Origin of the sequence: Paenibacillus cellulosilyticus (assembly GCF_003182255.1) — a bacterium.
GTDB lineage: Bacteria > Bacillota > Bacilli > Paenibacillales > Paenibacillaceae > Paenibacillus_T > Paenibacillus_T cellulosilyticus.
In genome coordinates this window covers 1-23,439 of the sequence record NZ_QGTQ01000006.1, presented here as the reverse complement: position 1 = coordinate 23,439, position 23,439 = coordinate 1, and the positions used below count along the sequence as shown (strand labels likewise).

25 protein-coding genes are annotated in these 23,439 nt (G+C 48.7%); 23 read left to right on the top strand and 2 right to left on the bottom strand.

Annotation, left to right across the window (positions count from 1 at the left end; translation table 11 throughout):
- The first annotated feature begins 359 nt into the window (after positions 1 to 359).
- From DFQ01_RS10535 to DFQ01_RS10525, 4 genes are all read left to right on the top strand, one after another.
- On the top strand, positions 360 to 1,667 hold the full coding sequence (locus DFQ01_RS10535) for a phytoene desaturase family protein (protein WP_110043864.1): 1,308 nt from the start codon (positions 360 to 362) through the stop codon (positions 1,665 to 1,667).
- A complete protein-coding gene (locus DFQ01_RS10530) occupies positions 1,645 to 2,508 on the top strand; it encodes an RNA polymerase sigma-70 factor (RefSeq protein ID WP_110043863.1) in 864 nt (287 codons plus the stop codon). The genes DFQ01_RS10535 and DFQ01_RS10530 overlap by 23 nt, the downstream gene beginning before the upstream one ends.
- Complete coding sequence (locus DFQ01_RS30820; RefSeq protein ID WP_146216856.1) at positions 2,501 to 2,737, top strand: hypothetical protein; 237 nt, start codon at positions 2,501 to 2,503, stop codon at positions 2,735 to 2,737. The genes DFQ01_RS10530 and DFQ01_RS30820 overlap by 8 nt, the downstream gene beginning before the upstream one ends.
- Positions 2,738 to 2,877: 140 nt before the next feature.
- A complete protein-coding gene (locus DFQ01_RS10525; protein WP_110043862.1) occupies positions 2,878 to 3,918 on the top strand; it encodes an ROK family protein in 1,041 nt (346 codons plus the stop codon).
- 50 nt (positions 3,919 to 3,968) lie between these two features.
- On the opposite strand, the gene DFQ01_RS10520 is transcribed toward DFQ01_RS10525, so the two are convergent.
- Positions 3,969 to 5,003, bottom strand: coding sequence for a permease (locus tag DFQ01_RS10520; protein ID WP_245946617.1), 1,035 nt, complete (start codon positions 5,001 to 5,003; stop codon positions 3,969 to 3,971).
- Between the two features lie 186 nt (positions 5,004 to 5,189).
- On the opposite strand from DFQ01_RS10520, the gene selD reads away from it, so the two are divergent.
- From selD to DFQ01_RS10445, 15 genes are all read left to right on the top strand, one after another.
- Entirely contained in the window at positions 5,190 to 6,239 is a 1,050-nt protein-coding gene (selD, locus tag DFQ01_RS10515) for a selenide, water dikinase SelD (RefSeq protein WP_110043860.1), read from the top strand.
- Between the two features lie 193 nt (positions 6,240 to 6,432).
- Entirely contained in the window at positions 6,433 to 7,455 is a 1,023-nt protein-coding gene (mnmH, locus tag DFQ01_RS10510; RefSeq protein WP_110043859.1) for a tRNA 2-selenouridine(34) synthase MnmH, read from the top strand.
- Between the two features lie 179 nt (positions 7,456 to 7,634).
- Entirely contained in the window at positions 7,635 to 10,745 is a 3,111-nt protein-coding gene (locus tag DFQ01_RS10505; RefSeq protein WP_110043858.1) for an efflux RND transporter permease subunit, read from the top strand.
- Between the two features lie 36 nt (positions 10,746 to 10,781).
- Entirely contained in the window at positions 10,782 to 11,312 is a 531-nt protein-coding gene (locus DFQ01_RS10500) for an RNA polymerase sigma factor (protein ID WP_110043857.1), read from the top strand.
- Positions 11,309 to 11,797, top strand: coding sequence for an anti-sigma factor family protein (locus DFQ01_RS10495; protein ID WP_110043856.1), 489 nt, complete (start codon positions 11,309 to 11,311; stop codon positions 11,795 to 11,797). Before DFQ01_RS10500 ends, DFQ01_RS10495 begins: the two co-directional genes overlap by 4 nt.
- Before the next feature lie 4 nt (positions 11,798 to 11,801).
- The gene (locus tag DFQ01_RS10490) at positions 11,802 to 12,635 is read left to right on the top strand and encodes a hypothetical protein (protein WP_110043855.1); all 834 of its coding nucleotides are present in this window, start codon (positions 11,802 to 11,804) and stop codon (positions 12,633 to 12,635) included.
- A gap of 211 nt (positions 12,636 to 12,846) precedes the next feature.
- Positions 12,847 to 13,446: a MauE/DoxX family redox-associated membrane protein gene (locus DFQ01_RS10485; RefSeq protein WP_110043854.1), complete on the top strand. Its 600-nt coding sequence runs from the start codon at positions 12,847 to 12,849 to the stop codon at positions 13,444 to 13,446.
- Entirely contained in the window at positions 13,443 to 13,853 is a 411-nt protein-coding gene (locus tag DFQ01_RS10480) for a hypothetical protein (RefSeq protein ID WP_110043853.1), read from the top strand. The genes DFQ01_RS10485 and DFQ01_RS10480 overlap by 4 nt, the downstream gene beginning before the upstream one ends.
- 18 nt (positions 13,854 to 13,871) lie before the next feature.
- Entirely contained in the window at positions 13,872 to 14,333 is a 462-nt protein-coding gene (locus tag DFQ01_RS10475) for a TlpA family protein disulfide reductase (RefSeq protein WP_110043852.1), read from the top strand.
- 16 nt (positions 14,334 to 14,349) lie between these two features.
- Positions 14,350 to 14,802 carry a peroxiredoxin family protein gene (locus DFQ01_RS10470; protein ID WP_110043851.1) on the top strand — a complete coding sequence of 151 codons (453 nt, stop codon included), beginning with the start codon at positions 14,350 to 14,352 and terminating at the stop codon, positions 14,800 to 14,802.
- On the top strand, positions 14,792 to 15,196 hold the full coding sequence (locus DFQ01_RS10465; RefSeq protein WP_110043850.1) for a hypothetical protein: 405 nt from the start codon (positions 14,792 to 14,794) through the stop codon (positions 15,194 to 15,196). The genes DFQ01_RS10470 and DFQ01_RS10465 overlap by 11 nt, the downstream gene beginning before the upstream one ends.
- A gap of 342 nt (positions 15,197 to 15,538) precedes the next feature.
- Positions 15,539 to 16,438 carry an SDR family oxidoreductase gene (locus DFQ01_RS10460; protein ID WP_110043849.1) on the top strand — a complete coding sequence of 300 codons (900 nt, stop codon included), beginning with the start codon at positions 15,539 to 15,541 and terminating at the stop codon, positions 16,436 to 16,438.
- A gap of 31 nt (positions 16,439 to 16,469) precedes the next feature.
- Positions 16,470 to 16,901, top strand: coding sequence for a GlcG/HbpS family heme-binding protein (locus DFQ01_RS10455; RefSeq protein ID WP_110043848.1), 432 nt, complete (start codon positions 16,470 to 16,472; stop codon positions 16,899 to 16,901).
- Entirely contained in the window at positions 16,901 to 17,329 is a 429-nt protein-coding gene (locus DFQ01_RS10450; protein WP_245946616.1) for a GlcG/HbpS family heme-binding protein, read from the top strand. The genes DFQ01_RS10455 and DFQ01_RS10450 overlap by 1 nt, the downstream gene beginning before the upstream one ends.
- A 136-nt stretch (positions 17,330 to 17,465) precedes the next feature.
- Positions 17,466 to 18,359, top strand: coding sequence for a dihydrodipicolinate synthase family protein (locus DFQ01_RS10445; RefSeq protein ID WP_110043847.1), 894 nt, complete (start codon positions 17,466 to 17,468; stop codon positions 18,357 to 18,359).
- Between the two features lie 67 nt (positions 18,360 to 18,426).
- On the opposite strand, the gene DFQ01_RS31050 is transcribed toward DFQ01_RS10445, so the two are convergent.
- Positions 18,427 to 18,582, bottom strand: a complete 156-nt coding sequence (locus tag DFQ01_RS31050) for a hypothetical protein (RefSeq protein WP_174812685.1) — start codon at positions 18,580 to 18,582, stop codon at positions 18,427 to 18,429.
- Positions 18,583 to 18,731: 149 nt separating this feature from the next.
- Between DFQ01_RS31050 and DFQ01_RS10440 the strand changes: the two genes are divergently transcribed.
- The 4 genes from DFQ01_RS10440 to DFQ01_RS10425 all read left to right on the top strand — a co-directional run bounded on the left by DFQ01_RS10440 (position 18,732) and on the right by DFQ01_RS10425 (position 23,173).
- Entirely contained in the window at positions 18,732 to 19,805 is a 1,074-nt protein-coding gene (locus DFQ01_RS10440) for an alpha/beta hydrolase (protein ID WP_110043846.1), read from the top strand.
- 237 nt (positions 19,806 to 20,042) lie between these two features.
- On the top strand, positions 20,043 to 20,576 hold the full coding sequence (locus DFQ01_RS10435) for an NfeD family membrane protein (protein ID WP_110043845.1): 534 nt from the start codon (positions 20,043 to 20,045) through the stop codon (positions 20,574 to 20,576).
- Positions 20,577 to 20,606: 30 nt separating this feature from the next.
- A complete protein-coding gene (locus tag DFQ01_RS10430; RefSeq protein WP_110043844.1) occupies positions 20,607 to 22,100 on the top strand; it encodes a flotillin lipid rafts scaffold protein FloT in 1,494 nt (497 codons plus the stop codon).
- Between the two features lie 281 nt (positions 22,101 to 22,381).
- Positions 22,382 to 23,173, top strand: a complete 792-nt coding sequence (locus tag DFQ01_RS10425) for a helix-turn-helix domain-containing protein (RefSeq protein ID WP_110043843.1) — start codon at positions 22,382 to 22,384, stop codon at positions 23,171 to 23,173.
- The last annotated feature ends 266 nt before the right edge of the window (positions 23,174 to 23,439 follow it).

The following is a 23,439-nucleotide window of genomic DNA, read 5'->3' as shown; positions in this document are numbered from 1 at the left end:
ACTAATGATCACCCCCTTACTAGAATGAATTAGAAAGCGCTTTCGTAGATGATTATAATACTCAATATTTAGCAAATCAATATAATAAATACATTAATAACACAAACACACCTCACTTACCATAAGTCGACAAAACGAGCTTCCGCTCGGCAAATTTAGCTAAGATTACAATGGTCAAAATATGGCGTTAACCCGCTGCAACGAAACAAATGACACAGCAGGTAGGCATGGCACGGCTGCACCTTCGAATACGTCTTCGTTCACGAATCTTGATTATCGTAAAAAAGTTTCCCTCGATCTGTCACAAACCGATCTCCTTGGCCGTCATACGGATACCACAACCGAAAGGGATGATAAGTATGACGCAAAATACGAAGTTTGACGTAGCGATTGTAGGGGGAGGCATTGCAGGTCTGACTGCTGCGGTCTACGCTGCACAAGCAGGCAAACGGACGATAGTAATCGAGAAGCAGGAGCGGATGGGCGGAAGGGCAATTACGAATCACAAGCAGGGCCATTACTTCAATCTCGGTGCACACGCGCTATTTCAAGGCGACGCGCTCGCTACGTTTCGTGAGCTGGAATTGAACTTGAAGAGCGGTAAACCGGCGAACGAGGGACATGGTTTATGGAAAGGCCGGCTGAGTACGATACCTTTAGGTCCTAAATCGTTGTTCACAACACCGCTCTTATCGATCAAGGGGAAGCTGGAATTCGCGGCATGGTTCGCCAAGCTGACGAAGCTCCAAACGCATAAGTATGATCAGATTAGCGTGCGAGAGTGGTTAGAAGGCAGCGTGAAAGATCCGATGATAAGGAATATATTCTACGCCCTGATTCGTTCTACCACCTATGTGATGGCACCGGATTTCCAGGCAGCAGGTCCTGTCATCCAACAGCTCCAGCACTCGCTGCATGGTGTAACGTATATCGACCGCGGCTGGGGCGCAATCGTAGAGGAGCTAAGACAGCGGGCAGCAGCGCTTGGGGTACAACACATAACAAAGCAGAAGGTTGTTGCGATTGAGCATCAGAACGGAGCCGTTCAACATATTCGCTGTGAGGACGGAACGCTGATTGAAGCTGACCACATCATTGCAGCTGTCCCGCCTGCAGCAGCCTATCAATTGGTTGCTAATGCGGAAGCAACCTCCCTTCGAACGTGGAAGGAGCAGGCGATCGAGATGACGTCGGCATGTCTGGACGTTGCGCTTCGTAAGCTGCCAAGTCCGAAGCATCAGGTTGTATACGGGATTGATCAGGCAGTGTTCCTGACGAATCAATCGCGTGCGTCGCATTTGAGTGACGAGGGCGCTCAAGTCGTTAGTCTCATTAAATATCAAGGAAAAGGGTCGGATGCGGACCAGGATTTACGTGACCTTGAGCAAATGCTTGATCTGACGCAGCCAGGGTGGAGGAATGAGCTGATCACGAAGCAATATTTGCCGAAGATGACGGTGTCATATGACTTCATGCACCTGGAGCGCCAGCAGAACCCGGGACCGGCAGTTCCGGAAATTTCTGGATTATATGTGGCAGGAGAATGGGCTTCGCATGGTGAAATGCTTCTGGATGCTGCGACTGCCAGCGCGAAGCGTGCCGTGCAGCAGATTATCTCACGTGAGGGAACGGGGAAAGCTTATCATGAGCACAGAAGTATTGTTTAGAACGTACCGCACGCAGCTGTTCTCACTCGCGTACCGTATGCTTGGAAGTGTCATGGACGCTGAGGACATCGTACAAGAAGCTTTTCTAACCTATGATCAGCTGCCAGACCCATCGTCCATCCAGAATGAACGTGCCTACCTGTATAAAATCGTCACAAATCGCTGCTTGGACCTGCTGCGGTCCTCTGCTAAGAAACGAGAGCTGTACGTAGGTCCGTGGCTGCCGGAGCCCCTCCTCAATCGAGAGACTCCGGAAGACGATCCTTCCGCAGTATATTTACAACACGAATCGATCTCAACGGCATACCTGCTGTTGCTTCAGCAGCTGAACACCGTAGAACGCGCAGTCTTCCTGCTCCGCGAAATTTTCCACTACTCCTATGATGAGATTGCGGAGATGGTAGGGAAAAGCAGCGCCAACTGCCGCCAAATTTTCCGTCGTGCTCAGAGCAGCATCCATTTCGAACCCGACGAGACGCCATCGATTTCCATCGAAGAATCGCATATCAAGGAATTCGTCACTTCACTGGCGCTAGGGAATACGAGTAGGCTGCTTGAGCTGGTCAGCGACAATGTCGTCTTCCTCTCGGATGGCGGAGGCAAGGTCCATGCAGCACGAATTCCGGTTGCAGGCCTCGACAAAGTCCTTGCGCTATTTAACAATTTGATTCAGACCTACGCAGGCAAGTTTACAATGTCCTATTGCATGGTCAATGGCATGCCTGGACTTCATTTCCGAATGGACGATCAAGTCCAATATATTTATTCGTTCCGCTACAAGAATAACCGAATCGATACGATCTACGCCGTCTCTAACCCGGATAAGCTGCGGCATGTCTAAGGAATCGCTATCGATACCTGGAGGGATAGAAGAGGTTGAATATTTATCACGGCCAGAGGACGTGTTGATGAAGAAATGCTTCGGCCAGAAGAACTCGTTGCAGAAGTTGGTGTGGCAGCAATGCTTGCCGGATGTTGAAGACATCTTTCGACAACATGCATCGGATCGAGGACTTAAGGTCATTAACTACCATGTGCTGCTCTATGGACAATCGCCCCCAGCCGCGTAGATGCGGCTTTTTTATTGTTTTTCTCCGCTGGACGTCCATCTTCGTATTGCTCTTTCCGTCGGATATTTGTTATGATAAGCCTACCTTATTAAAGTCATTTAATAAGTTGAGCGATTATGCGATGGAAGGTGACACGCCTTATGACCGATATACAAACATCACCTAAAGAACTAAAGAAGGCCATTACGCAGCGCATCCGCGCTGCACTCATCATGATGGGCAGTGCGACGAAGGCTGATCTATGCCAGCGTCTTGGCATTAGCTTCCCCACAATCAGCAAGTTTCTTACGCAAATGGAGATGGATGGCGAGATCCATTTCGTTGGCGAGGATGATTCGAGCGGTGGCCGCCGTGCGAAACGGTACGCCTACGATCCTGAATTTATGCTTGGTCTTGCGATCTTCGTGGAGAAAACAGAAACGAACTACACGATCTTCAACTGCGTTGGCGAGATCAAGGAAGAAGGCAGAATGCCTAGTGTCCTTCAGGCGGATCCACATCTGCTTGGCAATCATATCGAGTCGCTGATTGAACGATTCCCTCGGCTGCGTTCCGCTGCAGTAGGCGTGCCAGGGGCGGTCAGCAATGGCCAAATTATATTCATCCCACCGTACCCGAATTTCCTTGATAATGATCTGAAGGAAGCGTTCGAATCACGGTTCCAAATTCCTGTCATCATCGAGAACGATATGAATGCATCGGTGCTTGGCTTTGCCGCCAACAATGAGATCGAGAACGAATCGCTTGTGTATATGTACTTTGGACAGGACGGTCCAGGTTCAGGCATTATGATTAACGGAGATGTTGTCCGTGGCAGTACGTTCTTCTCGGGGGAAATCGCACTCGTGCCGCAAAATGACAACAAGTCATTCGTCGAAGCGTTGAAGGAGGGGGCTTCGCGTACAGGCATGGTCCCTACGGGGGAGAGCCAGATAGACGCGGTGGCCCGACTCATCGCAACGTTCACTGCGATTACGAATCCGAAGGCTATCATTTTCTGTAACGATGAGATTGACGAGACGCTTCTCGCACAGATTAAGGAGCGGAGCGCGACATATGTGCCTAGAAAGCATCTGCCGGCACTGCTGAAGAGTGATTTCAAAGAGGATTACTTAAGCGGATTGCAGCATCTAGCGCTCGACCTGATGATTACGGGCAGCGATGTGAACGAATCCTTATAAACAAATGACAAACCCACCTGAGCGAACAGGTGGGTTTGTTCATGAGTGCGTTATAGAACGATAGCTCCTACAATGCCGCTAACTAAACCTAAGCCGATGACCGAGGCCAAAATAAACCAGACCACCCGTGCAGGGAAGGAGCTGCGGATCATAAGAAGCGAGGGCAGGCTGACCGCGGGCAGTACGACAAGCAGTGCTGCTGCTGGACCTCCACCGAATCCAAGCGACAGGAACGATTGAATGATTGGAATTTCCGCTGCCGTCGGAATGACGAACAAAGCGCCTGCGATGGAGAAAATAATGACCATCAGCAGGATATCCATACTCTCGCCAAGCGAAGGGAAGAGCCACGCTCTTGCTGCACCCAGTACGAGCACGGAAACGAAGTATGCAGGCACGACATTCAGAATCATTGTCCACATACTCTTGATCCATCGGAGCCATATCGGCGCTTCTGGCTGCTGCTCCGTTGGCATCACCTTCTCAAGCGCTTCTGGCGGAATCGCAGCATCGGATTTATTCATCAATCGAGCTGCGATGTAGCTCACACCGAAGGTGATTATCAATCCGAAGACGATTCGAATGACTGTAAACTTCCAAGATAAAACGAATGTCATGAAGATTAGCGTTGCCGGGTTAATGAGCGGATTTCCGAGCCAGAACGCAAGGCTGGCAGCAGGTGATACACGTTTCTTATGCAAGCCGATTGCAATCGGAGCCGCGCAGCACGTGCACATCATGCCGGGAACCGAAGCTAATCCGCCAATCGCCGTATTGCGGAGCGATGTTTTGCCGAGCGCTCGCTGCAGCCAGCCAGAAGGAAGGAGCACTTGAACGAGTGAACCGAGTACGATGCCAAGCACGGCTGCTTTCCATACGGCTTTGTAATACGTTACGGCATAATCCCATGCTGCGCTCCACGATGGATTAGGCAATGTTGTTTCCTTGCCCGCCAAGATCGAGGAGCCGATCGTATGATTCGCAATGGCATTTACCGCTTTATGATAGTAGGGCCACCACTTGACATAGCTGAGCCCAGCGGCAGCAATGATGAGAAAAATCATAATCAACAGAATGGTTTTCATGCTGATGGGTTGCCTCATTGATGGTTGATTCTGCTGTGACATACTTGACCTCCGTGAATAGTAATTAAAGCTTCAACATTATAACACAATGCCGCTTCTATTTTGCGATAGTAGACCGAATGATGTACTATTACTGAAGGATGTTTACGGAACTTCATTAACCACCTTAAGAAAGGAAAGTGTGTTATGACTCAAGCAGAATCCATTAAACTTACTTCACTATCTTCCAAAGGCGGCTGCGGCTGCAAAATCGGTCCAGCCGATCTGATGCAGGTCATTCGCAGTCTTCCACCAACAACGCCAAACCCCGATCTGCTCGTCGGGTTGGACACAAGTGACGATGCAGGCGTCTACCGTTTGAATGACGAACTGGCGCTTGTGCAAACTGTCGACTTCTTCACGCCGATCGTGGATGATCCTTATTCCTTCGGTCAAATTGCGGCTGCGAACGCAATCAGCGATATTTATGCGATGGGCGGCAAACCGTTAACGGTATTAAATATCGTTGCATTCCCGATCACTACGTTGGACAAGCAAGTATTGGCAGATATTTTGCGCGGCGCAGCAGATAAGGTTCAAGAGGCAGGCGCAACGCTTGTTGGCGGCCACTCCATTGATGATAAAGAGCCGAAGTTCGGCATGGCGGTAACAGGCTTGATTCATCCGGACAAAATCAAGGCTAACGCTGGCGCGAAGCCTGGAGATAAACTCATTCTGACGAAGCCAATCGGCGTTGGAATTATGACGACCTCGATCAAGAAGGACCAATTGTCGGAAGAAGAGATTAAACGTGTAACGACCGTCATGGCCACCCTTAACAAAACGGCAGCGGAAGTGATGAGCGGCTTTGACGTACATGGTTGCACTGACGTAACTGGGTTCGGCCTTCTTGGACATGCATCGGAGATGGCGAAGGGCAGCGGTGCAGGACTTCGTATTGTGAAGGATCAAGTGCCGATGCTCAACCGCACGCGCGAGCTTGCTGAGCAAGGCTTCGTACCAGGCGGTACGAAGAACAATTTCAACCACATCGAGCCGTTCGTAACGTTCCCAGAGTCGATGGATCAGATCGATCGTTGGATTCTGTGTGACGCCGTTACGTCTGGAGGTCTGCTTATCTCGGTAAATCCAGAGCAAGCAGATCGTCTGCTGGAAGAACTCGTACAGCAAGGTGTCGAAGCAAGCATCATTGGTGATGCTGTGGCTGAGCATCCAGGTCACATTATCGTTGAATAACCTACAGGCGTAAATCAGAGTGACTTTGAGCTCCGCTCAAAGATCCTGATGTAGCAGCAGAGTGACTTTGAGCTCCGCTCAAAGATCCTGATGTAGCAGCAGAGTGACTTTGAGCTTCGCTCAAAGATCCTGATGTAGCAGCAGAGTGACTTTGAGCTTCGCTCAAAGATCCTGATGTAAGGAGCGAATCGATTTGTTTCAGGACATCACCATTGAACAACTTAGAGCACAACGAGACAGCAAGGAGCTTGTAACCATCGATGTTCGTTCGCCTTCCGAATTTCGTGAATCGACCATACCGGGCAGCATTAACATCCCGTTGTTCGACGATCAAGAGCGTGCGGAGATTGGTACGCTGTACAAGCAGACGAGCATTCAAGCTGCGAAAGAACGGGGCTTGGAGGTTGTCTCCGCAAAGCTTCCGGCATTCATTCGCGAGATTGATCAGATCAAAGAGAAGAAGGCGGTATTTTGCTGGCGTGGCGGCATGCGCAGCAAGACGACAGCGACCGTTCTATCCCTGATGGGCATCCATGTCTACCGACTTAATGGCGGATTCCGTTCGTATCGCAAATGGGTCGTTGAGACGCTGGCATCATTTGAGATGAACCCTCAAGCGGTCGTACTCCATGGCAATACAGGGACGGGGAAGACGGCGATCTTGAAGCAGCTTGAATCCGAAGGGTATCCGGTATTGGATCTGGAGCGTCTGGCAGGCCATCGGGGTTCGATTTTCGGAGAAGTAGGACTTAAGCCGAACAATCAGAAGACGTTCGAGGCGCTGCTGCTGGAGAAGTTGATAACGCTGCAGAATTCGCCATATGTTGTTCTCGAAGCCGAGAGCAAGCGAATAGGTCGAGTAGTACTGCCAGATTTTCTGATGCAGAAGAAAGCGACAGGCAAGTCCATTCTTATCGAAGCACCAGTGGAATCTAGGGTGCAGCGGATTCTGGAGGACTACCCGACAGATCAGAAGGACGTGTATTTGAAAGCTTTTAACGGCATTAAATCTCGCATTCATACGCCTATTGCTGCCGAAATTGCTTCCTGCTTAGAGAATGAACGTTATGAGCCTGCGATTCGCATGCTGCTGGAATACTATTATGATCCGCGATATAACTACACGACCGAGCAGTATGAGGAAGCACCACAGATCACCTTATCTGTTAAGGGCTTAGATGATGCCGTGGAGCAAGTTCGTGCGATTCTGGATTAACCACAGTAATCGGGTTGGCAATTATTGGATCAACAATCCCGATAAATCAAGGCGTTCTTGATCCATTCCATCCAAAAACATGTAATCCCGTTCGCGGGTTACATGTTTTTTTATTTTCCGATGAACAATTAGCGCCCAGCTGCTGTCCTTTCCCATATAACCGGAAAGGGGATTGCACAATGAAACGTATAATAGAGTCTTTCATGCAGCGTTCAATCATTATTGGCATCGTTGTTGTTCTCATACTGGCATGGGGAGGTGTCTCCGCATTACAGATGCAGCGAGATTATTTGCCCGGAATGAATAACACCACCATGATGGTCTCATTAAGAGCTTCTTCCTATCAAGCGGATCAAATCAAACGAGATATTACAGCACCACTCGAAGAAGTCCTTCACAAGACAGACGGAATCACCAATATCGAAACGACATCTTACGATGGTGGACTGCTAATGAACATCTCGTATCCGATGGATTATGATATGAACCTGGCAGAGCGAACCATTAAGCAAGCGCTTGATGACGCACAGCTGCCGGATGGGGTGAATAAGCCATCGGTTACGAGACTAACCTCCAGCACGTTCCCAATTCTTAGCTACAGTTTGACGACAGAGAATACGACTATCGATGATCTGACCCTACAATCTTCGATTCAGACCGATATTGTGAATCAAATCAAATCGGTTCCGGGCGTATCAGATGTGCAGACGGTAGGCGGTGCAGGCAAAGGCTACGTTGTTGTGCTGCGAATGAAGGATTTGAATGACCATCAGATAACGGTTGATGATTTCAATAAATCGATTGTCGCCGATATTCCAAGTCTGCAGGGCAATGTGGCAAATGTGAAAGCTCCTTTTCCGATAAGGGTTATGGGTACGGATTTATCCGAACAAGATTTAAATCGATTGTCGATTAAAAATAAAGACGGCGATACCGTTCAGCTGCAAGATATCGCGACGATCTCGCCTTCTCTAACCGATGTCAAAACCATTAATCGCACGAATGGCAAGGCAAGTGTACTCATTAACGTCATTAAAACCCCTTCGGCTACGATCACAGACGTTGCGAAGCAGGTGAAAAATCGGGTTGCCGGCATACCTGCCGTTTCCAATCAAGACGTGTCGATGGAGTTGCTTACGGATCGAGCGCAAGATTTGAACAGCTCGCTGCAAGGACTCGTACGAGAAGGGTTATTGGGCTGTCTGTTCTCGATGCTATGTGTGTGGTTCTTCTTCCGCAACGTTCGTTCAACGCTGTTAATCGCAATTTCGCTGCCCGTATCGCTGCTTGCAACGACTGCGATCCTGAAGTCGATGGGAATTACGCTTAACATCTTGACCGTATCCGGACTCATTGTTGCAATGGGGCGGATCGTGGACGATGCCATTGTTATACTCGACAATATGATGAACCGCGTACAGGACAATCGTGGAAAGCCAATACTGCCGGCACTTGCTGCAGCAGTTGTCGAAATGCTGCCAGCCATCTTCGCTTCTACAGCAACTACAATCGCTGTATATGCACCGATTGCGCTAGTAGGAGGCATCATTGGTGCATCGTACTCTGGTTTTGCATGGTCCGTCGTTATTGCGCTAGTGATATCGTTCCTTGTAGCGATGATTGTCATTCCTACATTTGCCTACATGGGATGGAAGGAGCCTAAGCGTAAGACGGTTACACTAGAGCCCATGATGAAGCCCGTGTTAAATTATGCACTTCGTCACAAGAAAACGGTCATTAGTGCCTCACTGCTGCTGTTTATAGTCGCCGTTACATTCGCCATGCGACTGCCGTTCAGTCTGCTGCCGAGCACTTCGACCGGTCAAGTCGCAATCCAAATCGAGCTTCCGAAAGGATCGGCACTTGCCGTTGTTGATCAGGAAGTGAAGAATGTGGAATCCCGATTAAGCAACAATAAGGATGTAGAATCTTATTCCGCAACGATGGGGTCATCCTTTACACCGCAAGCCGATGATGTATTCGACCAAGGTGGCGGATACATTCAACAGCCGAACGTTGCGAATATGTCTGTCAAGCTGAAGTCAGATGTGAATGTTGATTCATGGATCTCGCAGCTGCAGTCGCAAGTGAATGGGCAGGAGGCTAGCAAAGCCGTTGTTACGGTAACGAATCAAAGCTTGGCAGGGGACGATTCCAGCATTCGAATCGAACTCTCCGGCGCGGATCAAGCGACGCTTGAGCAAGCGGCTCAGCTCGTACGCACGAAGCTTGCCGATATCCAAGGCCTTAATGTTGCAGGTAAAGTGGATTTGACCAATGGCATTCCGAAATATGACGTCATCATCGATAAAGCGAAGGTGAAGGCAGCAGGTATCGATACTGCGGAGATCAACAAAGTAATTGCAAGCTATTGGTCCAAGGCCAAAGACTTTGATCTTCCAACATCAAGCGGGAATGGCATCATTCCGGTGGACGTCTATATCGACCCAATTGGACATGGCACGAATAGCAGTGATTCCGCAGTGCCTGTATACACGCCGGATCAAGTATTGGATTCGCTTCGCGCTGAAACCTTTGCTGGCAGCAATGGGCAGTCCTATCGACTCGATCAGCTTGCGACTGTACAAACAAGTGACGCACCATCTTCCATACAGGAGAAGGATGGCCAGCCTATTGCCGTCGTATCTGCTCAAATCACTTCAACGAATATGAGTCAGGTTTCGAAGGCTGTCGATCATGTATTATCAGGCACGCAGTTCCCGTCGGGTGTAACGTATTCGACAGGGGGCATCACTACGCAAATTAAACAAATGATCGTAGAGATGGTGATCGCGGTCATCGCTTCGATTCTACTGGTGCTCATGATTACAAGCTTTGTATTCAAGGGCTGGAGAGCGCCCGTCGCCGTGTTGATTAGCATCCCTCTCGCATTGTCAGGTGTCGTGCTGGCACTCTACCTGATCGGCGGGCAATGGAATCTAGCCGCCCTGATTGGCGTGCTCATGCTTACGGGCATTGTCGTAACGAACGGCATTGTTCTGATTGATCAAATCGAACGTAATCGCAAATCGGGCATGACGATTCGCGATGCTGTGCTGAACGGCGGCTTGTCCCGGGTACGGCCTATCTTTATGACAGCGGGTACGACCGTTCTTACCTTGGTACCACTTGCATTGACTCATCATGCCGATACGGTAATTTCTCAAGTGCTCGGCATCGTCGTTATTGGAGGTATGATCACTTCTACGTTGAACAGCTATATGGTCATTCCTGTTATATATGAGTGGATGCAAAGAAAGCATGTGAGCTCAGAGCATACTGATAAATGAATATAACCAGCTTTGATGTGTAGGGGATGAACATGCGTGGATGAGGAGTTACACCTTACAATCCAACATGCCAAGCTTGGAGATAAGGAGGCATACGAGCAGCTCGTCACGCAGTTTAAGGCGCCTGTTTATCGCTTTGCGCTTGGCATGTTGAATGATCGAATGGATGCAGAGGATGTGGCCCAAGAGGCTTTTGTCAAAGCATATTTCGCATTATCGAATCTTGAGAGTGAATATGCATTTAGCTCGTGGCTGTTCCGCATCGTATCGAATCTGTGTAAGAACCGCTTGTCTAAACGGGCTAGAGAAAGGGAGTTCCAAGAAGAGGCGGATGAGACGATAATAGATAGAGATACGCCGGACCCGTTCGTGAAGGTGTCGATGGAGCAATCACTTGCTCGACTCTCTGTTGATCATCGAGAAGTTATCCTGCTGCACGATGTTCAGGGGTACCGTTATGAGGAGATTGCTTCGATGCTGCATATCCCAATGGGGACGGTCAAATCTCGTTTGTTTGCGGCAAGAATGGCATTACGGGATGAATTAAGAAAGGGGGATCATGGATGACATCTCATCCAGAAGACCTGTTATCGGCATATGTTGATGATGAAATAAGCGAAGAGGAACGTCAAGTGATTGAGGCGCATCTTGTCAGTTGCGAGTCATGTCAATCATTCGTAGATGAGCTGTACAGTTTTAAGCTGCAGATGCAAACTATTCTCACACTGGAACAGCCATCTGTTCAATTCGAGACGCGAGTCATGCAAGCGATTAGGCAGCAATCAACGGACTTCCGGACAACCTGGCTGACACTTCCGCTCATTGCTATGATGCTTCTAAGTGCGGTTGGAATCACGATGGCTCTTATGTACGGTAAATTCATTCATGGATTTATTCGATTGTTCGTCGCAATCGTCTATGCGATAACGCATATGGTATCGGAAATTCCATTCGTGTCGATATCCGTCATTGTTGTGTCGCTCTTCGTGTTAGTTGCATCCATCTACTCCTTGCGTAGAGTACTTCAACTAACACCGGTGGAGAGGGGATGACCGAATGAGAAGAATGACTTGTTACATCAGCAGTCTCATTCTCGTTATGATGCTGCTAATTCCCGGTACCGCTTCAGCTGCAAGCTTGTTTGAACATCAGGACACGGTCGTCCCATCCGAGCAAACTGTAGATGATGTGTATGTTGTTGGCGGAGATGCGGAAATACAAGGTCACGTGACAGGCATCATTGTTGTCGTAAACGGTAATCTGCACTTAACGAATACCGCTCGTGTCGAAGGCATGATTGTTGTAGTGGGAGGGACTGTCGATCAGGAATCGGGTGCTTTCCTTGGGGATGATTTATATAACCTTTCTCTGGATGACGCCACTCAGAACAGCTTACTAATCGGTGGAGGACTCATGGCTTTGATGTGGGTTCTGCAGCTAGGCGGCTCCCTCATTCTTATCCTGATCCCGGTGCTGATTCGTGTCATCGGGAGAGAGAAGACGAGGGAATTCATCGAGCGGTTTTCAGTGCGTGCATGGGGCCGACTGCTCTTTACTGGTTTCCTGATAGGTGTGGCTCTTACAGCAATCAGTGCCTTGCTCCTTGTTTCGATCGTTGGCATACCGCTTATCATCGTGGTCCTAATTGCGATTGCGATTGCCACTTTAGCCGGTATAACCGTCATTAGTTACCATGTCGGCAATCAAGTGCAAGGTGTTGCCGACAAACCGGATTGGATCAAAATCATGGTCGGCTCAATCGTTATTGCAGCTGTAGCGAACATCCCGATTGTAGGCTGGTGCGTGCTGCTCATCGTCATTCTCGTCGCACTTGGAATCAGCCTGGACTGGCTAGGCGGGAAGTTTAGGCGTAAGAAGAGAAAAGGGTAATGAAGTGCCTAAAGATGGGGTCACGGTGGAACGAGCCGTGACTTTTTCTTTTGAATAGGGTGGGAACGACCTGCTCCTATTTATAGGCTTATTGGCCAAATTGAAGTAATCCAATCGTTAATATATACATTATCCGATTTACTTCTCAAGAGAATAAATTAGTTAATAAAACCATGAAAAGATAAATAAAATTGTTGAACCAATCCCATTCATGTGCTATTATCCTCTCAAGACAACTTATGCTTGGACTTTAGTGGAAGCGCTCACTTGGAAAGTAGGGGTTGCGATTCTTATCTTATCCGGTATATTCTCACTGTTGTTTATCAGTTCCTTCACGGCCAAACTCTTCAGTTTCAGACCATTTCTGTACGCCATTATCGATTTCAACATCATTGGCAAACAGCTTAATTGGAAGATCTACCTTGCAGCCTTTACTGTTCTTGGGCTCGAATTACTCCTTGGTGTTACCTTCTCGTTACACATTCTCCTAGGTGTCGCATTCATTGCTGCATTTGTACTACTCACATGCTTTTCACTTTTATTTCTACGCCAACAGCTTAGTAAGAAACCGATCAAATGCTCCTGTTTCGGAAGAAGCGATAAACTGACCAATCAGAAGCTCGCCATTATCCGCAATATGCTGCTCGCCCTGCTTGCCTTAATTGGATTAGGTCTTCAGCCATCATATTCGAGCTACGAGAATCCGCATGTGATGACGTTCCTCGTCTATTCAGCTCTTACTTGTCTCTATCAGATGTATGTGGAATGGGGATATATGAAGAAGCTGAAGAAGGAGGCAGCAGTAGGATGACGATTGCGATTATCATTTGGTTGCTATTTGTGACAGCGTTTACATTAGTGCTTCGATATATTCGAGTTCGACAGCAGCAACTGAAAAGTACGATTTTACGCGAGATTGGCTTATCGATCAGCCCGGTAACGGCGCTGCTTGGCGTCGGTCTGGATGACATAGGGTACATGCGTCATATTTCGTACATCCATGAGAAGTATGGGGAGATTCCTATTATCGTTCTGTATAAAGGTCCGGCATGGAAAGCGGATTTGATGCAAAGAAAGCTGTCTAGCAGCGTTCAAGTCATTGTAGATGAAGAGGCGGAGCTTCTCCGTAAGTTGGAGTTGACGGACTTGCCTTCTTACTTAATCACGGACCAAGCGTATCGAATACGTGAGCATAGTCGAATCTTTGATGCTGTCTAGAAAGGAGTCCATAAAGCAATGAGCCAACAGGATTATATTAGCCGATACTACAAATCTCCGATCATCCTTGGCGATTACATGCCAGATCTAACGATTCAGACGTTAGACCAAGGAGAGCTTCGGTTGTACGACCTCATTACGAATCACTTATTCCTCTTATGCTTCAGTGTTGAATGTACGAGCTGTCTGGAATCGATGGAAATACTTGATCAATTCCTGGAGCTGAACCACAAGCGCTACAATATTGCCATTCTTATCTATTGTAAGGAAGAGATGTTTAATGAGGTGAAGGCTGCTTTCGGTGAACGTGTGTCCCACATCTATCGAGTAACGAAGCATGACCTTACGAAGAGGCTGAGGGTGATGGAGCTGCCGAGCGGGTTTATTCTCAATCGACTAGGGCAGATCGTAGAAACAAACAACTGCCTCTCTATGGGCGCATTCAATCATATCGTCGAACCGTTAGTCAAAATCGTATAGACCGGAGGGTGATGTCATGGCGCTGGAGAAATTGAAGAGCAAGTTTATGGAGGCCTATGAGGGGAGAAAAACGCAGTTTGTTCCTTTTGACGAGAACGATCGGTTTCCTTATGAGAAGCTGTCTCTTGCCCATAAGCTTGAATCGAACACGATCTTTTATTTCATTTCGATGACTTGCGCTACCTGCATGCGATTAGTGCCAGAGCTTAGACGCTTCAACGGCAATAACCGGTTTATCCTTGTGACAGATGGCGATCAGGAAGAAACGGCGGATATGCGAGAATACTTCGGGTTTGAGTTTCCGATCTATTCGTATCTGGAGGATTACGATGAGCACTTCAACGTGCCGGTTACACCGTTCGTCTATGTTGTGAATGCAGATGGACAAGTAGTCGAATACGGAAATGGTGAGCAGTTGGATCAAATCGCTCAGGTGCTGAACAGTGAAGGTGATACGAATGCTGAATGATGTGGTCGGTCAACTAGTGGTCGCGGAGCAAGTTCAATTCAACATCAAAGAAAAGTTTCATAATGTGCATCACGTGTACAATCACGTGAATGTACCGACCTTCCCGGCAGCAGTCGTAACCGAGGTGCTCGTTAAGCTATTGTTTCCGGAGTCAAAAAGTGGGGAAGTGGAGCATCGCTCGCCAGCTGTGGTGGTGAGGAATGTTTCCGGCAAAATTCTAAGCTATGTGCCGCTTCAACCAATCTTGAATATGCGGCCTGCAGGAAGAATTCCGGGTATCGATATGATCGGGCATATCCGTTTCCCCGTCATTGAAGAAGGAATTTATGAATACGCGTTGGAGATAGAAGATCGACCGATTTGCAAGAGTTACATAACGGTAAGTGAAGGTTAACAATCGGCCTATGAAAGGAGGTGATTATGATGGCATGTGTACTTGATACAGCGGTATGTCCAACTAATGCAGTGTGCATTAGCACGCAATGCTCCGGTGGCTCTTACGGCTCAAGAACGTTCCAATACAAGTTCTACTACAATTGTGATGGCGTTTGTACATTGACTAGTCAATACAATCTTAGCTGCTGCTAGAACCAAAGAGCTCACCCCTCAGTCGAGGGGTGATTTTTTTTCAGTTACGTCATCCATTTCGGCGCTGCGTTCGAAGTTTGTCCTCCGGCATGATCGGATTTTGTACGGAATATATTGCAACATCACATGTTTCGTAGGAGGCCACATCATGTCCACTCCTGTTTATCCTTATCTAGGATGGAAGCAACAATGCACGAATGTGCCGATCGTATTTCCTGCGCAGCACCAGAATCGGAGACCAGGCTATGAGTATCTGATGAATCCCCGTCCGATCTCGGATAACCCTTCCTATGTCGGCAGCGGTAGGCTGAAGGATAAAGTAGCGATTATTACCGGGGGTGATAGCGGCATTGGCCGCGCGGTCGCGATTGCTTTTGCCAAGCAGGGTGCGGATTTAGTTATCCCGTATCTGGATGAGCATAAGGACGCTGAGGAAACGAAACAAATGATACAGAAGCTTGGTCGCAGATGCCATATCATGGCGATCGATCTGCGAGCGGAAGGAGCTTGCGCGCAAGTCGTGCAGACAACGCTTAGACATTACGGTAAGCTGAACATTCTCGTTAACAATCATGGGGTGCAGTATCATCAGAACAGCATTCTCGACATTAGCCGCGAACAGCTGCTCGATACATTCCACACGAACATCATTTCGTTCTTCGAAATGATTAAGGCAGCGCTGCCGCATCTGCCGCCTGGAAGCTCGATCATCAATACGACTTCGGATACGGCTTTCTCGGGCATGGCGAATATGATCGATTACACCGCAACCAAAGGTGCTATCGTCTCCATGACGCGTTCGCTCTCTTTGTCTATCGCCAAAAGCGGCATTCGAGTGAATGCTGTTGCACCAGGACCTACATGGACGCCGCTTATTCCAACTGCATTCACTGCGGAGGAAACGACAACGTTTGGTACTGATGTGCCATTAGGCAGGCCAGGGCAGCCGTTCGAGCTAGCACCAGCCTACGTTATGCTGGCCTCGGACGATGGCTCCTACATATCGGGGCAAACCGTGTTCGTTAATGGTGGAACAATTGTCACATGACCTCTTCCATTCGAGCAGAGGAGGGAATGCAATGGAAGGGATCTCGTTACAATTGGCGATCTACCTGTTATCCGTGGCCGAGCAGCGTGCAAGGCAGCAAGGTGTTCCATCCAGCATCGCAATCGTTGATGCAGGAGGCTCGTTGATCGCTTTTCATCGCATGGATGATGCCCCAATCGCAGGCATCGACATCGCGCGCAACAAAGCTTGGACGAGTGTATCGATGCAAATGCCGACTTCAGAGCTCGCCCGATTAGCTGCAGCTGGTGGAGATGCATTCGGAGTGAACACAACGAGCCAAGGGAAGGTGGTCATTCTTAAAGGTGGGATTCCACTCGTTCGAGGCAATCGTATCATTGGCGGAATCGGCGTCAGCGGCGGGACCGGAGATCAAGATATACGGGCTGCACAAGCAGCAGTCCAAGCGCTCGACCATTATTTCACCCGTTCAAGGAGGGCGTAATGTTGGATACCATGACCTTGAACGTTGCGAAGCAGCTGCTTGCCGCCGCTGTACATAAAGCTGCTCAGATCGGGATCCGTGGCGATGTTGCGATCGTAGATGGCGGCGGGAATCTGGTTGCCTTTTATCGGATGGATCATGCACGTACGGGCGATATTGATATCGCAATAGATAAAGCGTGGTCCAGCGTTGCGCTTCGAAGACCAACTGCCGAATTGGCGAAGAACGCGCAGCCAGGTGGGGAGGCATTTGGCATTCATACAACGAATAATGGACGACTCGTCATTCTTGGCGGGGGAATTCCATTATGGAAACAGAGCAGATTAATGGGTGGCGTTGGGGTTAGCGGGGGAACGAGCGCGCAAGATATCGAGGCTGCAGAAGCGGCGGTTAGTGCCTTTCACAATTTGATAAGTCTGGTGACGTGACGACAACTACTCCGCTAACCGTAAAGATGGAAAGCCGCATGGTGCATGCGGTCTTTTTGTTTGGTGCGGATTTGATTGTATTCTGGACAAGCAGCATATATGATGAGCAATAAATGGTGAAAAGGAGTCGTTGCTCATGTTTACAGGCTTATCCGCATTTCCACTCACACCAATGAATGAGACGGCCATTGATGAAGCGGCATTCGTTCGAATCATAGAGCGTTTGGCGGATGCCAAGGTTCATTCGATCGGCGCGCTGGGATCAACCGGCAGCTATATGTATCTGACTAGAGAAGAACGCAAACGTGTCGCGCAGCTTGCCGTCGAGAACGCGAATGGCGTACCGGTTATGGTCGGTATCGGCGCTCTGCGAACGCGTGACGTGCTCCACTATGCGGAGGATGCTCAACAATCAGGCGTGAGCGCAGTATTGTTAGCTCCGGTCTCCTACCAGCCGCTTACAGAGCGGGAGGTTTTCTCGCTCTACGAGACAGTGGCAAGGTCATTAACCGTACCGTTATGCATTTACGATAATCCGCGAGTGACGCATTTTAATTTCAGTGATCGTTTGATCGGTGAAATCGCTCAGCTGCCGCAGGTCGGAGGCATAAAAATTCCGCCAGTCTCATCCGATCCGGCAGAGGCAAGGGCGAGAGTCGACAAGCTGCGTTCACTTGTTCCATCACATGTGAAGATCGGAATAAGCGGGGACTTTGCCGCTGCAGCCGGATTGAATGCGGGTTGCGACACTTGGTATTCCGTTCTGGGCGGGTTATTCCCGAAGACATGTCTTCCGATCATTCATGCTGCTCAAACTGGTGACACAGCGGAAATCGTGAGACTGTCAGATCGCTTAGAACCTGTCTGGGATCTGTTCCGTCAACATGGAGGCTTGCGTGTAATTGCTGCGGCCGCTGAATTATTAGGCTGTGCTCCAAGCCCCAACCTGCCGCAACCGATCCAACCGTTGGACGAGGCTGCACGACAGCAGCTGGATGACATTCTTCAACAATTGGAGTTAAATGCGTAACTGAAAAACCCCGCAGGCGATTGTCGCTTGCGGGGTTTGGTGTCATTAAAAGTTCGCTTTTCTATAACTACTCCTCTTGCGCGACCTCGGACCGTTCATCCGAATCCTGCGCGTACGCAATAAGGATAATGTTATCTCCTGTTGATTGCGATAGAGCATGCTCAAGATCTTGAATCTGCTGAACGGCATCGACATTGAGCGATGCGGTTGGATATTGGTGCACAGCGTTGTCCTCCTTCTTAACTCAAATAGACGTATCCAATTGTAGTATTTCCATTTCGCGTACAATCAATAATTTGTCAGGTATTCATTCTCTTGGCCTCCTGCTACTATTTGGTTTAATGCTTTCATTCAGAGGAGATGAATTGAACAATGGTGGATGTAACGGCAGTGCCTGCACCCTATAAACGTGCTGTTCAAGAAGAGCTTCGAGGTACGTTGCATGAAGTTTCTTATTCAGTAAATAACTACATCAATGCCTCGCGCGAGCTGGTGACCAATCAGAGCATCAGTCCAAGCATGGCAGGAAGAGCTGTCGTTCAAGGAGAGCCGATAACGAAGCGGTGCAATGTTTATTTGCCGGCAGGCTATGATGAGCAAGATGCAAATACCCGTTATGATGTATTGTATTTGCTTCATGGCGTCGGCGGAGATCAGCATGAGTGGTTGAACAGCAACGGCAAGGCGGACGATCAATTCATTATTTGCAATATCTTGGACAATCTGATGGCGAACGGTGATACTGAACCGTTGATCGTCGTATTCCCGAACGGCCGGAGTTCGCACGATTGGACGGACAATTCATTTAATGCTGCGGGCACTAACATGCTCGGCTTTTATTATTTCGATTATGAGCTGCGGTACGACCTGATTCCATTCATTGAATCCCAGTACCACACGATTGCTAATGGTGTGGATACTGCGACTGAAGCGATTGCATTCAACCGGAATCATCGTGCTATCGCGGGCTTATCGATGGGCGGGATGCAGGCTTTGAACATGATCCTTGGCGGATACAGACACGACTCGACTATGTATACGAATACCCAAAGCTCGTGGAACAATGGGCTGGATGCAACGGTCCTCGCGCCCGGCATGACAGATCTGTTCGCCTATGTAGGCGCCTTCTCCAATGCACCGACCTCCAGCAGAGGCAGTGTGCTAGGAAAGAGCATTGCAACTAACGATCATAGACTGCATGTCCTTTATCTAACCAGTGGAGATAAGGATGGTGTAGTTACGGACAGTTATGCAGGCGCCAATGATGGTCTAATTGAAACCGCAGGAGCATTCATTGAAGCGTATTACCAGATTCTCGTTCGAGATGGTTATCATAACTTCGATGTGTGGAACAACGGGGCTTATAATTTCATTCGTCAAGCGTTCCGAACGGCAGGGGAGCAACAAGATAAGAAGTTAATTACGGTGACACTTCAATCCTATTAAAGTTAAAGATTTACAACCGAAGGAATCGATAGTAGAATATAAGCAATGAAAGTTATAACTTTTAAATTTAATATATGTTTCACCAATCGGAGGAGCCTGTCACCAAGGGCTCCTTTTGTTCTAATGTCGGGCATCGTCATACTTGTTACACCCTATGGCATATATTTAGGGTCTCAAAATCAGCTCTTACTGGAACGTATATGCCATCATTCGAGCAACTGCCAAGGAGGAGCATCGATGGAAACGTTATTTTTATCATGTTTGATCGGGGGTATCCTGTTCGCAATCGTTAGTGTCCTACTAGGTGATTGGTTAAGTGCATCGCTGGATGGCGCACTCGATTTCTTGTCCGTTGAAGGCTACAGCTTATTCCGCCCAACGGTCATCGCCTGCTGGGTTACCGTATTCGGTGGGGCAGGATTACTGCTGAATAAGTATACCGAGATGGGGAACATCATCGTTCTAATCCTAACTTTTCTCATCGCGACGGCATTTGCTGTGCTCCTGTACTTTGCTTACATACGTCCGATGGAACAAAGCGAGAATTCGGTTGGTTTCTCGATTCAAGAATTAGCAGGTCAAATTGGTGAAGTGATCGTTCCGATCCCGGACAACGGATTCGGTGAAGTCATGGTACAGATGGGTGCAGCACGTTCTCATCATATTGCTTCCAGCTTTGACGGAACCGCGATTCCCTCGGAAGCCAAAGTTATCGTTGTCGAGGTCGATGCGGCAGAAGGTGTTTTGTTCGTATCGAAATTCGATATATAAACCCGATCAGAGAGAGGAGAATGTTTGAACATGCCTGAGTATTTGGTCATACCTGTAATTGTTGTTGGCGTCATTATTGTATTGGGTCTTGCATTCTGGGCGAGATATAAGACGGTTGGTCCAGATGAAGCGATGATTGTGACGGGCTCATTCCTAGGCAGCAGCAACGTGTCAACCGATGAGTCTGGACGTAAAATCAAAATCGTACGCGGCGGGGGTGCCTTTATTCTCCCGATATTCCAGCAGGCGGAGTTTCTGTCGCTTCTATCGCATAAGCTCGACGTGTCGACACCTGAGGTGTACACCGAGCAAGGCGTTCCGGTCTTAGCGGACGGCGTCGCGATTATCAAAATCGGAGGCCTTGTCGAAGATGTAGCGACAGCAGCCGAGCAATTCATGGGCAAGCCGATTGAATCGTTGAAATCGGAAGCGCAAGAGGTTCTTGAAGGCCATCTTCGTGCGATTCTTGGCTCGATGACGGTGGAAGAGGTATACCGTAACCGCGATAAATTCGCGCAGGAGGTACAAGGCGTTGCCGCCCGTGATCTGAAGAAAATGGGCCTCTTGATCGTATCCTTCACCATCAAGGATGTAAGAGATAAACATGGGTACCTCGAAGCACTCGGTAAACCGCGAATTGCTGCTGTAAAGCGTGATGCTGACATCGCAGAGGCTGAAGCAATTCGAGACTCTAGAATTCAGAAGGCAAGAGCGGAAGAGGAAGGGCAGAAGGCGGAGCTGCTGCGGGATACGAATATCGCTGAAGCCGGCAAGGAGAAAGAGCTCAAGATCGCTGCGTTCAAGAAGGAACAGGATACGGCGAAGGCAGAAGCCGACCAGGCATATTCGATTCATGAGGCACGTGCGAAGCAGTCCGTAGTCGAGGAACAGATGCGCGTCGAGCTCGTCCGCAAAGAGCGGGAGATCGATCTTGAAGGGAAGGAAATTCTTCGTCGCGAGAAGCAGTACGATGCTGAGGTGAAGAAGAAAGCCGATGCTGATCGCTACGCAGTTGAGCAAGCGGCCGAGGCCGATAAAGCGAAGCAGCTGCGTGAAGCAGATGCGGTGCAGTACCGGATTGAAGCCGAGGCGAGAGCAAATGCGGAGCAGCGCAGACTGGAAGGTCTTGCGATCGCGGATGCCGAGCGCGCCAAAGGTACAGCTGAGGCAGAGGTTATCCGTCTGCGGGGCTTAGCGGAAGCAGAGGCGAAGGAAAAGCTTGCGCAAGCATTCGAGAAATTCGGAGAAGCTGCCGTGCTCGATATCGTCGTCAAAATGCTGCCAGAGCTCGCCGGCAAAGTTGCCGAGCCGATGAAAGGAATCGATCAACTCACAGTGGTGGACACAGGCCATGGCGAAGGCGCGGCAAGGGTTAGCAACTACGTCACCTCTCTGATGGCTACAGCGCCAGAGATGCTCAAGAGCGTATCCGGCCTCGATCTGAACAAGTTGATCCAAGGGCTGACGAATCGGAAGACGGTTACGCCGGTGAACAATGCGAATAATGGCACGGTAGATCAATAAGAGATTCAACACTATTTTATCAAGAAGCAGTTATAATCTTATTTAAAAATTACAATGGATGAAGTCCGCTACCACAGCGGGCTTTATTCGTTGTGTAGTCGTTTATCTATATAGCAGATTGTGCGAGTCTTACCTGAAAGGGGAGACGGTTTTTTATACGATATGATGGAGCAGTAACGATACAACCAATGGTTGGATTCGATCAACTTTGTTTCCATTGTCATATTTAACCACCGTATGTAATCATAGACTTATCTCGAAGAAAGCTGGTGAACAGCGCCATGGTAGAAGAGATTAAGTTTCATGAACGGATTAAGACACTACGCGTTGAGCGCAATATGACGCAGCAGGAGTTAGGGGATCTCCTAGGCGTGACCAGCCAAGCCGTATCCAAATGGGAGACAGGGATTGCTACGCCGGATATCTCGCTGCTGCCGAAGATTTCAAAGTTGTTCAACTGTACGATCGATTCCTTGTTCTTCGGGCGGGTCGATTCTACAATGCAGTCGAAGAAGACGATGATCCGTGAGGATCTAGAGGAAGCGAAGATCGAAAGTTCGAACTTACGCGGAGTCGTCATGCGGGACGTTGTGATGGATGGGGCAGAGATATTCGACAGCCGCCTCAACGGAATGCGCATTCACCATGGCGGGATGGCGAATCTCTCGCTAAAGCATCTGGATATGGATGGGCTTACGATTGGTTTCAGTCAAATGAACGGAGCTGTTATCCATGACCTTGGGGGTCACACCATTCCGATTCGATTCGCTGAAAATGACTTCAAAAACTGCATTATCGATCGATGTGATCTGGCCAATGCTGAGTTAGTGAACTGCAATCTATCTGGCCTTCGTATCTCAGGCTCCATGCTAAAAGAGAGCTGGCTGCTGCAGCCAGAGCCCTATGAGCCTGTACATATCGAGGAAGTGGACTTCCGAAACAGTGTCATTACGAAAAGTAATTTAAACGACGTACATATTGAGAATTGCACCGTGGAAGGACTTATCATTAACGGCGTACCCGTTGGCGAATTGCTCGCTTCATACAAGATGTCGCAAGCGCCGAAGCGATAATAACAAAGAGACTGCCTTGGACAAGAAATGATGTCCGAAGCTGTCTCTTTTCATTATCGAGCACGGTTAGTTCGTAATACGTGGCCCTATCGAAACTGGAGGCTGAGTTCCGTGAAACCTTCGAGAATGAAGTGTCAATCGTCTGAGAAAATGTCACTTTAACTGTGCTATGAAAATGTCACTCTCTAATGGAGGCCACCTTTACCAGGAGGCCTCTAAAAAACTGTTGTGCTGTGAATACATAGCATCTTGGAAGGTGCTGCGTT